The 9,852-nt window shown below is 67.9% G+C and carries 13 protein-coding genes; 2 read left to right on the top strand and 11 right to left on the bottom strand.

All coding sequences use genetic code 11. The annotated features are described in order from the left end of the window. Positions 1 to 108: 108 nt before the first annotated feature. On the bottom strand, positions 109 to 525 hold the full coding sequence (locus WA965_RS11440; RefSeq protein ID WP_526299338.1) for an ester cyclase: 417 nt from the start codon (positions 523 to 525) through the stop codon (positions 109 to 111). A 155-nt stretch (positions 526 to 680) separates the two neighbouring features. Beyond that, positions 681 to 1,004: a DUF4229 domain-containing protein gene (locus WA965_RS11435; protein WP_526299336.1), complete on the bottom strand. Its 324-nt coding sequence runs from the start codon at positions 1,002 to 1,004 to the stop codon at positions 681 to 683. A 48-nt stretch (positions 1,005 to 1,052) separates the two neighbouring features. Between WA965_RS11435 and WA965_RS11430 the strand changes: the two genes are divergently transcribed. Next, positions 1,053 to 1,217 carry a hypothetical protein gene (locus WA965_RS11430; RefSeq protein ID WP_178361433.1) on the top strand — a complete coding sequence of 55 codons (165 nt, stop codon included), beginning with the start codon at positions 1,053 to 1,055 and terminating at the stop codon, positions 1,215 to 1,217. Between the two features lie 9 nt (positions 1,218 to 1,226). On the opposite strand, the gene WA965_RS11425 is transcribed toward WA965_RS11430, so the two are convergent. From WA965_RS11425 to WA965_RS11390, 8 genes are all read right to left on the bottom strand, one after another. Further along, positions 1,227 to 2,366 carry a MinD/ParA family ATP-binding protein gene (locus tag WA965_RS11425; RefSeq protein ID WP_526299334.1) on the bottom strand — a complete coding sequence of 380 codons (1,140 nt, stop codon included), beginning with the start codon at positions 2,364 to 2,366 and terminating at the stop codon, positions 1,227 to 1,229. A gap of 31 nt (positions 2,367 to 2,397) precedes the next feature. Beyond that, complete coding sequence (gene ccsB / locus WA965_RS11420) at positions 2,398 to 3,384, bottom strand: c-type cytochrome biogenesis protein CcsB (RefSeq protein WP_526299332.1); 987 nt, start codon at positions 3,382 to 3,384, stop codon at positions 2,398 to 2,400. Further along, complete coding sequence (resB, locus tag WA965_RS11415; protein WP_526299340.1) at positions 3,381 to 4,973, bottom strand: cytochrome c biogenesis protein ResB; 1,593 nt, start codon at positions 4,971 to 4,973, stop codon at positions 3,381 to 3,383. The genes ccsB and resB overlap by 4 nt, the downstream gene beginning before the upstream one ends. Positions 4,974 to 4,981: 8 nt before the next feature. Then, on the bottom strand, positions 4,982 to 5,776 hold the full coding sequence (locus tag WA965_RS11410) for a cytochrome c biogenesis CcdA family protein (protein ID WP_526299330.1): 795 nt from the start codon (positions 5,774 to 5,776) through the stop codon (positions 4,982 to 4,984). Further along, positions 5,773 to 6,324: a TlpA disulfide reductase family protein gene (locus tag WA965_RS11405; protein ID WP_526299328.1), complete on the bottom strand. Its 552-nt coding sequence runs from the start codon at positions 6,322 to 6,324 to the stop codon at positions 5,773 to 5,775. The genes WA965_RS11410 and WA965_RS11405 overlap by 4 nt, the downstream gene beginning before the upstream one ends. Before the next feature lie 65 nt (positions 6,325 to 6,389). Continuing rightward, positions 6,390 to 6,998 (bottom strand): histidine phosphatase family protein, encoded by a 609-nt coding sequence (locus tag WA965_RS11400; RefSeq protein ID WP_526299326.1) that lies wholly within the window; start codon positions 6,996 to 6,998, stop codon positions 6,390 to 6,392. Then, on the bottom strand, positions 6,995 to 8,299 hold the full coding sequence (hemL, locus tag WA965_RS11395) for a glutamate-1-semialdehyde 2,1-aminomutase (RefSeq protein ID WP_526299324.1): 1,305 nt from the start codon (positions 8,297 to 8,299) through the stop codon (positions 6,995 to 6,997). Before hemL ends, WA965_RS11400 begins: the two co-directional genes overlap by 4 nt. A gap of 50 nt (positions 8,300 to 8,349) precedes the next feature. Continuing rightward, positions 8,350 to 8,736 carry a nitroreductase/quinone reductase family protein gene (locus WA965_RS11390; RefSeq protein ID WP_526299322.1) on the bottom strand — a complete coding sequence of 129 codons (387 nt, stop codon included), beginning with the start codon at positions 8,734 to 8,736 and terminating at the stop codon, positions 8,350 to 8,352. A gap of 23 nt (positions 8,737 to 8,759) precedes the next feature. Here WA965_RS11390 and WA965_RS11385 point away from each other — a divergent pair, with 23 nt between their 5' ends. Continuing rightward, positions 8,760 to 9,140 (top strand): nitroreductase family deazaflavin-dependent oxidoreductase, encoded by a 381-nt coding sequence (locus WA965_RS11385; RefSeq protein ID WP_526299320.1) that lies wholly within the window; start codon positions 8,760 to 8,762, stop codon positions 9,138 to 9,140. A gap of 13 nt (positions 9,141 to 9,153) precedes the next feature. On the opposite strand, the gene WA965_RS11380 is transcribed toward WA965_RS11385, so the two are convergent. Further along, the coding region (locus WA965_RS11380; protein ID WP_526447524.1) for a cytochrome P450 at positions 9,154 to 9,852 on the bottom strand (699 nt) is incomplete at its 5' end.

Raw genomic sequence — 9,852 nt, 5'->3', positions numbered from 1 at the left:
GGTGATCGCCGCGCCGGAGCCCACCGAGGCGCCGGAGGCCCGCCGACTGGGTCCGTCGGGTGACGACCCGCTGGAGGCGCTGCGACAGTTGCTGCGCGACGCGGCGGGTTAACCCGGCGAGGTGCCCGTCCAGTATTCGACGATCTTCCCGTTCGCCACCCGCACGATGTCGTTGCCGGTGAATCGGGCTGGGCCGTCGGCACGGGCGCCGGTGCTGATCCACCGGGCGGCCAGCAGGTCGCCGTCGACGAACGGACCCACGTCGACGACGAACATCAGTTCCCGCAGGGTGCCCCTGGTGTTGTCGATGACGGTCTGCAGTTCGTCGGGGCCGTGCACATCGTGCGTGGGCCAGTGGCCGACGAAATCGTCGGCGAGCAGTTCCCTGGCGATGCGATGGCCGGCCCACAATTCGTTGATCCACCGGTTGTAGAGCATCTTGTGACTGCTCGCGGTCCTGTGGTTACTGGTGTTCCTGTGGTTGCTGATCGGCCGATGCCGGTCGATCACCCGCTGTTCGGTCATGTGACGTGGGTTACCCAACCGCGGTCTTAGCCATTCAGATCGCAGTGCGACGTCATACTTCGTGGCCGAGGTTGCTGGGCGCGTGGGCAGTCGCTGCGGAGCAAACGGGCAGGGCAGCGGGCGTCGTCAGCGCAACGATGACGTATTTCTGACGCTCAGACCTCCCGGGCGTCGCCGCCCTTGGCGCCGGATTCGCCGCGCAGCCGCGCCTGGAGTTGTTCCCGATCGCGCCGACGCTGCTCGTCCCAGATCGCGATGCTCTCGGTGGCCCGTCGCCGCAGCGGGGTGAACAGCCAGATGCCCAGCGGCAACCCGATGACGATCGCGAACAGCAACGCCACGATCATCGGGATCTGCACACCGAGCAGGCTCGCGGCACCGAAGATCACCGCGGTCACGACGACGACGAGCACGAGGCGTGCCGCGGTGTAGGCGAGGATGTCGAGCAGTAGCCGGGATACGGGCCGTCCGTCAGTCACGGACCGAGCCTACCGATGACGCGTATATTGACAGGAAGGAGGTTTTGAGTGACGTACTTGCTCATGATTCTCGTCCTGGCCGCTTTGGTGTACGTCGGCTGGCGAGTTTTCCGGATGGCCGCGAATCGACCGCGCACCCGGACTATCGGGCCGGACGACGACCCGGAGTTCCTGCGGCGGATCAATCCGCGAGACGATCAACCGCGAAACTGACCGCATGGTCTAGGTGACGACCGAGTCACGTCGCGCACCCGGAAAGCCCTGTGCCACCACGGCGGCCAGCTCGACGAGCGCTTCCCGGGTCTCAGGCCTCAGGCGCTCCAAGCTGATTTCGGCGCCCTCCTCGAGGTGCGGGTCGAACGGCACCTGACAGACCGAACGGCATCGTCGGGCGAAGTGGTCGACCACCTTGTTCAGATCGACCTTGGTTCCTCTACCCGACCGGCGCCGCACGCCGTTGATCACGGCGATCGAGTTGCTCACCATGTCCTCGTGGCCGTGCGCGTCCAGCCAGTCGAGCGTCGCCGATGCGCTCCGTGCGCCGTCGACCGAACCGGAGCTGATCACCACCAGCACGTCCGCCTTGTCGATCACCGCCGACATGGCCGAGTGCAGCATTCCGGTGCCGCAGTCGGTGAGCACCAGACTGTAGAACCGCTCGAGCACCTCGAGCGTGCGGGCATAGTCGTCGGAGCTGAACGCCTCCGACACCGCGGGGTCGCTCTCCGAGGCCAGGATCTCCAGCCGGCTCGGCCCCTGTGAGGTGTAGTGCCGCACGTCGCTGTAGGACGCGATGCCCTCTGTATCCCGCAGTAGGTGACGCACCGTGGCCGGCGTCTCCAGGGGCACCTTCTGGCTCAGCGTGCCGCGGTCGGGGTTGGCGTCCACGGCGACAACACGATCCCCGCGCGTGCTGGCCAACGTCGCCCCCAGCGTCGCGGTGACGGTCGTCTTGCCGACGCCACCCTTCTGCGAGAGCACGGCGATGCGATAACACCCGCGCAACGGCCGTTGCACCTGCGCAACCATGGTGTCGTGGCGTACCACCTTCGGGCTCTCACCTGGATCGACCAGTCGTCCGGTGCCCCAGTACACCCACTTGCGCCAGCCCGCCGACGGAGCGCGCCGGGCCTTGCCGAGCAGTGCCACGGTGGACAGGTCGAGGTACGGCGGTGGATCGGATGCCGTCGGCTCGGGCGTCACCGCCGGATCGAGCATTCCCGCCGCCACCACCGGCAGCGATCCCGACGGCGGTGTCGGGGCCGTCCATTCCGCGGGCACCGGGGCCGCAGGATCGACGAACCGTTGCTGTGCCCGAAAACCACCCGGCAGGTCCGACAACAGTTGATCCCCTCTCCTCACCACGGCTCATGGGCGCCATCGACAGATCGGGTCAGCCGACGCCTGCGTAGGAGTGCAGGCCGACGGTGACCAAGTTGATGAAGAACAGGTTGAACACCATCGCCACAAAACCGGCGACGTTGATCCACGCGGCCTTCCGGTCGCGCCACCCCGCCGTCGAGCGCGCATGCAGGTAGGCGGCATAGATGACCCAGGCGATGAACGACACCGTCTCCTTGGGATCCCAGCCCCAGTACCGACCCCACGCCTCCTCAGCCCAGATGGCACCGAAGATCACCCCGAAACCGAACACCGGAAACGCAAAAATCGTTGTGCGATAGGCGATTCTGTCCAGCAGCTGCGCATCCGGAAGCTTCGCCGCGATGCGGCCCAGCACATCGGTGCGGTCCGGATCGCCGAACCGTGACATCTTGAGCAGGAACAGGATGCTGGCCACGCCGGCGACCAGGAACACCCCGGAACCGATGCTGACCACCGACACGTGGATCGGCAGCCAGTACGACTGCAGGGCGGGCATCACCGGTGCCGCATGCGAGTACAGCCAGCGACCCGAGACGGTCAGCAGGATCAGCACCGGGAGCAGGACGAACACCCACAGGGACCGGTACTGCGGGCGGCGCAACACCACGGCGGCGGCCACCAGACCGCAGAAACACGTGAGGTTGATGAACTCGTACATGTTGCCCCACGGCACCCGCGAGGTGGACAGCCCACGCAACACGATGCACGCCAACAACAGCACGATGCCGACATAGGCCAGCGCGAGTCCGGCCGCGCCGATGCGCTCGTCGAACGGGCGCCGCGGCGCGTCCACGACAACCCCCGGAGTCGCGCTGTTCACCGCAACCCTGTCCGGTGTCGCCGCTGCCGAGACCAGCTCGCGGGATTCGACCTTGCGGCTGCGGCTGTAGGCGAGCTCGATGGCGAGCAGCAGCAGCGCTGCCAGCAACACCAGCACCGACGACGTGAACGCCAGGTCCGAGTAGCGGGCCAGCCCGAGATCGATGTCGGTGTTCATGCGCGATCCGCTTTCTTGTCTTCTCTGCGATCCGATGCGGCAGCAGTGGTGTCCGATTCGGCGAGCAGCCGCGCCGTCAGCCGCTCGAACTCCTCGCCCCACCCCGAATTGTCGGTGCGGGCCAAGCCGCCCAGCTCGACGTTCACCGTACCCGCCGCGCCTGGCGTCAACCTCACCCAGACGCGGCGGCGCCGGACGATCAGCGACACCAGCAGCCCGGCCATCATCGTCATCGCGAACACCAGCACCCAGATCTGCGCGGGGTCGTGCGAGACCTGGAGGTTCACGAACGGCACCGCGCCGTCGAAACGCACCACGGTGCCGTCGTCGAGGCGGGTGTCCTCGCCGGCACGCAGGTTGACCCGCGACTCCTTGGTCAGGCGCCCCTGGTCGATCATCCGGGTGTCCAGCGCGAACAGCGACTGCGGCCGACCGGTGTCCAGACCGGTGTCACCCTGGTAGATGTCGACCGCGACGGCCGGGTCGTTCAACTCGGGAAAGCTGGACGCCAGAAGCGTGCCGTCAAGCTCGGCGGTCGGCGCGAACAGGCCCTGGATCGCGATCTGGTTCTTCCGTCGTTCGCCCTCGTCGGCGTAGGTGCCCCCGGGCGGATCGAACCGCATCACACCCGACGACAGGAACGTGATCTGGTCATCGGGCCGCCACTGCAGCGTCTGGGTGCGGGTCTGGCCGTCCGGGAACGTCACGGTGAAGGTCGGGGCGTACCCGTGGCCCTGCAGGTAGACCCGGTCACCACCGACGCGCAGCGGCTCGTTGACCTTGAGCAGGTACGGCTGCCAGGTGCCGGCCTCGAGATCCTCCCCTGCCTGGTATTCGATGTCGGCCTGGAATCCCACCGCCTGCCCGTTGGGCAGATACGTGGCTTCGAAGTCGTTGACGCGCACACACATCGGGTACAGCGAGGTCCCGTCGACGGTGTTGCCCGCCCGGAAGGAGTCGAAGGCCGCCGGGGACGCCGAACAGAATCCGGGTCCGCCGTTGGCGACGACGATGACATTGCCCTCGTAGCTGAACAGCTTTCCGGCGGCGATGGCGACCAGCAACCCGAGAAGCGAGAAGTGGAAGACGATGTTGCCGAACTCGCGCAGGTAGCCCTTCTCCGCTGAGATTTCGGTGGTCTCACCGTCGCCGTCGTGGCGGGTGGCGCGCCGCCAGCCACGGAACCGTTCGTCGACCACCGCGGCCACTGCGCCGACACTGTCCGCGCGCACCTCGGCGCTGTGGTGTTTGGGCAGTCGGCCCAGGTTGCGGGGCGCCGGCACCGGGGTGGCGCGCAGACTGCGGAAGTGCTCGAACAGTCGCGGGGTCAGACAGCCCACCAGCGAGATGAACAGCAGAACGTAGATCGCGGTGAACCAGAAACTGGAGAACACGTCGAACGCCTGGAGGCGGTCCAGCCACGGCCCGATGGTCGGATAGGCGGCGATGTACTCGGCGACCTTGGACTCGTTGAGATTGCGCTGCGGCAGCAGCGCGCCGGGAATCGCCGCCAGCGCGAGCAGGAACAGCAGCACCAGGGCGGTTCCCATGGACGTCAGGGTGCGCCAGGTGTTGCGCACCAGGGCCATCGCGCGCATCAGATCGGCAGCCTCACGTCGCTGACGAACGCGTCGCGAATCCACGACACGAACTCATTCCACAAGCCGGTCACCAAGGCCGTACCCACCAGGATCAGCAGTACGCCGCCGATGATCTGGATGGTCCGGGTGTGGCGGCGCAGCCAGCCGAGGCCGGCCACCGCCCGGGCCGAGCCGAAAGCCAGTAGTACGAACGGGATTCCCAGTCCGAGGCAGTAGGCGACGACGAGAACGACACCGCGTACGACGTTGCTGCCCTCGGTCGCCGACGCCACGGCGATGACACCGGTCAACGTCGGACCCAGGCACGGTGTCCACCCCAATGCGAACACCGCACCCAGCAGCGGGGCACCCGCCAGCGTGGAGATCCGCTTCGGGGTGAACCGGGTATCACGCTGCAGCACCGGCACCAGACCGATGAAGACCAGGCCCATCGCGATGGTGACCACGCCGCCGATCCGCTGCAGCAGAAGCTGATTGGTGATCAGTGAGGTCGTCATTCCCAGGACTGCGACGGTGCCCAGGACGAAGACCACGGTGAAGCCCGCGACGAAGAGTGCGGCCGCTCCCGCGACTCGCAGACGCGCACCACGGACCGCCAGCTGTCCGGGCTGATCGTGGCCTCCGGGCTGATCCTGCACACCGACGACCGCCGCCAGATAGGACAGGTAACCGGGCACCAGCGGCACCACACACGGGGAAGCGAAGGACACCACCCCGGCCGCCGCGCTGAGCAGCATGGCCAGCAGCAGTGGACCACTGGCCGTCAGTTGGTCGACCTGGTCGAGGTTCATGACTCGGCGGCCAGCCGCTCGACCACCGGTTGCAGGTCCTCGGCGAGGAGTTCACGCAGGAAAACCGCAGCGACCCGGTGCTGGCGATCGAGTACCACCGTCGACGGGATGACGGTGGTCGGATAGCGGCCGCCGAACGCGATCATGGTGCGCATCGACGGGTCGTAGATCGACGGGAATGTGATCCCACGGTCGATGATGAAGTCGCGCGGGGCGTCGATGTTGTTGTCCCGCACGTCGATTCCCAGAAACGCCACCCCCTGGTCGCGGGTCGCGTCGTACACCTTCTGCAGCTGGGTGATCTCAGTGCGGCAGGGACCACACCACTGACCCCAGACGTTGATCACCACGACCTCGCCCGCGAAGTCCGTCAGCGCGACTGTCTTGTCGGTGTCCATCAGGTCCGGGCCCGCGATCGGTCCGGGACGGCCGCGGCTCTCCGGAGGGTCGTAGAAGATGTCGGTCTTCCCGCCCGGTGCGACGAACTCGAAGGTGCCGCCCTGGGCGACCGCATCGTCCCCGGTGGAGCATCCGGTCAGTCCGATCATCGCCACGCACGTGATGAGCGCGACAAGTCGACCGCTGTGTTGGATGGCAAGGCGAACCGGACGTCTCACTGTCCGGCCAACTCCGCGTACCCCCAACCCACGCAGACGTCATCGTGGAAGTAGAACGAGGTGACGGAAGCCAGGTTGCACATCCGGTGGGTCGGGAAGTGGTGCAGCTTCTTGTCGGTCATCGCGCGGCGCAGCGTCTCGACGGGCAACTGGTGGCTGACGCACACCCCTTCGTGCCCGGTCGCCTGCACTCTTGCGCGGTGCAGCGCACCCTTCATCCGGCCCGCGATCTCGGCGTAGGGCTCACCCCAGGACGGGGTGCGCGGGTTGCGCAGGTGCCACCAGTTGCGCGGGTCACGCAGCGCCCCGTCGCCTGGCGAAACCCGTTCTCCCTGGAACACATTGGTCGACTCAATCAACTCGCCATCGGTGTCGACGGCGAGGCCGTGCCGGGCCGCGATCGGCGCCGCGGTCTCCTGGGCTCGTTCCAGCGGCGAGGCGACCACGTAGGTGATGTCCCGTTGGGCGAGCCAATCGGCCACCGCCCGGGCCTGCGCCCGCCCCCGCTCGGAGAGGTGGAAGTCGGGCAGTCGGCCGTAGAGGATCTTGTCCGGGTTGTGCACCTCACCGTGCCGCATCACGTGCACGACGGTCGTCTCGGTCATGCCGGCTCCGTGGCCTGAGCCGCCGCGCGCGCCGCACCGGGCAGCGCAGCGGCGATGCTGCCGAAGGCGTCGTCGTCGAGTGCGGTCGAGACGAACCAGGACTCGTAGGCGCTGGGCGGCGGGTACACCCCCGCGCCGAGGAGGCTGTGGAAGAACGCCGGGTAGCGCCATGTCTCGGTCGCCCGCGCCGCGGCGAAGTCGGTGACCGGCTCCTCGCCGAAGAAGACGCTGAACATGTTGCCCGCCCGTGAAATCTGATGTGCCACACCGGCATCGGTCAGCGCTTCGGCGACGAGACCGGTCAGCCGGTCGGCGTTGGCGTCCAGCGATGCATAGGCGTCGTCGTCTGCGGCGCGCAGTGTGGCCAGGCCGGCGGCCATCGCCACCGGGTTTCCGGACAGCGTGCCCGCCTGATACACCGGACCCAGCGGCGCCAGCCGACCCATCACCTCGGCGTTGCCACCGAACGCCGCGGCGGGTAGTCCACCGCTCATCACCTTGCCGAACGCGAAGAGGTCGGCGTCCACCGGATCCAGCCCGTACCAACCTGATCGGCTGACGCGGAACCCCGTCATCACCTCGTCGCTGATGAGCAGCGCGCCGTGCTCGGCGGTGATCCGGCGCAGCGCGGCGTTGAAGCCGGGCAGCGGTGGCACCACCCCCATGTTGCCCGGGCTGGCTTCGGTGATCACGCACGCGATTTCGTCGCCGAAGCGGGCGAAAATCTCCTCTACCGCGGCAACGTTGTTGTAGGGCAGCACGATCGTGTCGGCCGCCGCGGCGCCTGTCACACCCGGCGACGACGGCAACCCCAGCGTCGCGACGCCCGAACCGGCGTCGGCCAGCAGCGCGTCGCTGTGCCCGTGGTAACAGCCCGAGAACTTGATGATCTTCGCCCTGCCGGTATAGCCGCGCGCCAACCGGATCGCGCTCATGGTGGCCTCGGTGCCGGAGTTCACCAGCCTCAGCAGTTCGACCGGAGCGACCCGGCCGACGATCTCGCGGGCGAGTTCGGACTCCGACGGGGTCGGAGCGCCGAACGACAGCCCGTCGGAGGCCGCCCGCTGCACTGCTTCGACCACCGCCGGGTGGGCGTGACCGAGGATCATCGGCCCCCACGAGCACACCAGGTCGACGTAACGGTTGCCGTCGGCGTCGGTCAGCCTGCACCCCTGGGCGGACGTGATGAACCGCGGGGTGCCCCCGACTGCGGAGAATGCCCGCACCGGCGAGTTCACCCCACCGGGAATCACGGTGCACGCGTCGGCGAACAGCTTCGCGGACATGTCGGTACTGCTCATGGCACCAGTGTCCCAGCCGGACCGGCCGCGTCAACTACAGGGTGTAGTGGTCAGGCCAGGGGGGTCAGCGCGAACACCGGGTGATCGGCGTCGTCGGGCAGCTTGCGCCAGTAGCCCTCGACCACCTTGCCGGCCTTCGGCTTGTAGGCGGCCAGGATCGGCGCCCGCTGGTCGACGGGAACTTCGGTGGCGAGGTACCTCACCGCGCCGACGCTGACCCGCGGTTCGGCCCGGACGTTTTTCACCCATTGCGATTCGCCACGGGTCGAGACCAGGTACTTCACGCCGTCGACCTCCGGTATGACCACCGGGATGTGCTGCGGTTGCCCGCTGCCGCGCTTCGTCACCGTCAGCGTTTCGCTGTTGCCGACGCCGGTGGCCATCGCGAACCTGTTGAACACCGTCGCCACGAACCAGGGGGGCTTGAGATATGCCATGGGGTGAGAGTGTGATGGCTCACATGCAACTCCCGCAATGGCTGGCCCGGTTCAACCGCCACGTGACCAATCCGATCCAACGCATGTGGGCGGGCTGGGCTCCCACGATGGGGATCCTCGAGCACGTCGGACGCCGATCCGGCACCCGGTACCGGACCCCGTTGACGGTGTTCACCACCCGCGACGGCGTGGCGGTGCTGCTGACCTACGGACCCGACCGCGACTGGCTGAAGAATGTCACCGCGGCCGGTGAGGGCACGATGCGCCGCTACGCCAGGTCGTTCCGGGTGACCGATCCGCAGGTTCTGCCCAAGGCCGAGGCGGCGGCGTCGGTGACAGGCCCGATGCGCGTCCTGTTCGCGCTCCTGCCGTTCGAGTCGGCGGTGCTCTTCCGACGGGGCTGAAGGCGGGGTCCGGTCAGCGCCGCGGGGTGACGCGGGCCCCGATCGGCCCGCGCGCCACCGTCGTGAACGGCACATCGACAGGGAAGTCGTCGTCGCGCGATCTGATCTCGAGGCTTCGCACGATCGTCGCCAGCGCGAGCGTGGTCTCCAATCGGGCGAAGTGCTCGCCGATGCAGGAACGCGCTCCGCCGGCGAACGGGACGAAGTGCCAGCGATCGCGAGCGGCGGACCTCTCCGGGCTGAACCGGTCGGGGTCGAATGCCTGCGGGTCGTCCCAGATCGTCGGATCACGATGCAGCGCATAGATGCCGACTGCCAGCAGACTGCCCGCTTCGACGCGATAGCCACCGACGGCGATGTCCCGCACGGCCAGTCGCCCGACACCGGCGGCCGGCGGGCACAGCCGCAACGCCTCGTTGAGCACTTGAACCGTGTAGCCCAGCTGCGACACGTCCTCCGGGACCAGCGCCCGGTCACCGATCCGGCGCGCCTCCGCAGCGACCCGGTCCTGGATGTCGGGATGGTGCCCCAGAGCCCACAGCGCGTAGGTGAGCGCCGTCGCGGTCGTGTCGTGGCCGGCCAGCATGAAGATCAGCAGATCGTTGCAGATGTCCTCGTCGGAGAGCGGTCGGCCCGTCTCCGGATCGGTGGCCCCGATCAGCGCGTGCACCAGGGGTGCGTCGCGGGCGGGATCGGTCCGGCAGGCCCGCAG

The organism is Mycobacterium sp., assembly GCF_049683935.1.
Taxonomy (GTDB): Bacteria; Actinomycetota; Actinomycetes; order Mycobacteriales; family Mycobacteriaceae; genus Mycobacterium.
This window is presented reverse-complemented; position numbering and strand designations above follow the sequence as displayed.

Bases quoted from the DNA above. Each gene is read 5' to 3' on its own strand.
- WA965_RS11385 (WP_526299320.1), top strand. From the start codon at position 8,760: ATGCAACTCCCGCAATGGCTGGCCCGGTTCAACCGCCACGTGACCAAT.
- WA965_RS11405 (WP_526299328.1), bottom strand. From the start codon at position 6,324: ATGATCGGACTGACCGGATGCTCCACCGGGGACGATGCGGTCGCCCAG.
- WA965_RS11410 (WP_526299330.1), bottom strand. From the start codon at position 5,776: ATGAACCTCGACCAGGTCGACCAACTGACGGCCAGTGGTCCACTGCTG.
- hemL (WP_526299324.1), bottom strand. From the start codon at position 8,299: ATGAGCAGTACCGACATGTCCGCGAAGCTGTTCGCCGACGCGTGCACC.
- WA965_RS11440 (WP_526299338.1), bottom strand. From the start codon at position 525: ATGACCGAACAGCGGGTGATCGACCGGCATCGGCCGATCAGCAACCAC.
- resB (WP_526299340.1), bottom strand. From the start codon at position 4,973: ATGGCCCTGGTGCGCAACACCTGGCGCACCCTGACGTCCATGGGAACC.
- WA965_RS11400 (WP_526299326.1), bottom strand. From the start codon at position 6,998: ATGACCGAGACGACCGTCGTGCACGTGATGCGGCACGGTGAGGTGCAC.
- WA965_RS11390 (WP_526299322.1), bottom strand. From the start codon at position 8,736: ATGGCATATCTCAAGCCCCCCTGGTTCGTGGCGACGGTGTTCAACAGG.
- ccsB (WP_526299332.1), bottom strand. From the start codon at position 3,384: ATGAACACCGACATCGATCTCGGGCTGGCCCGCTACTCGGACCTGGCG.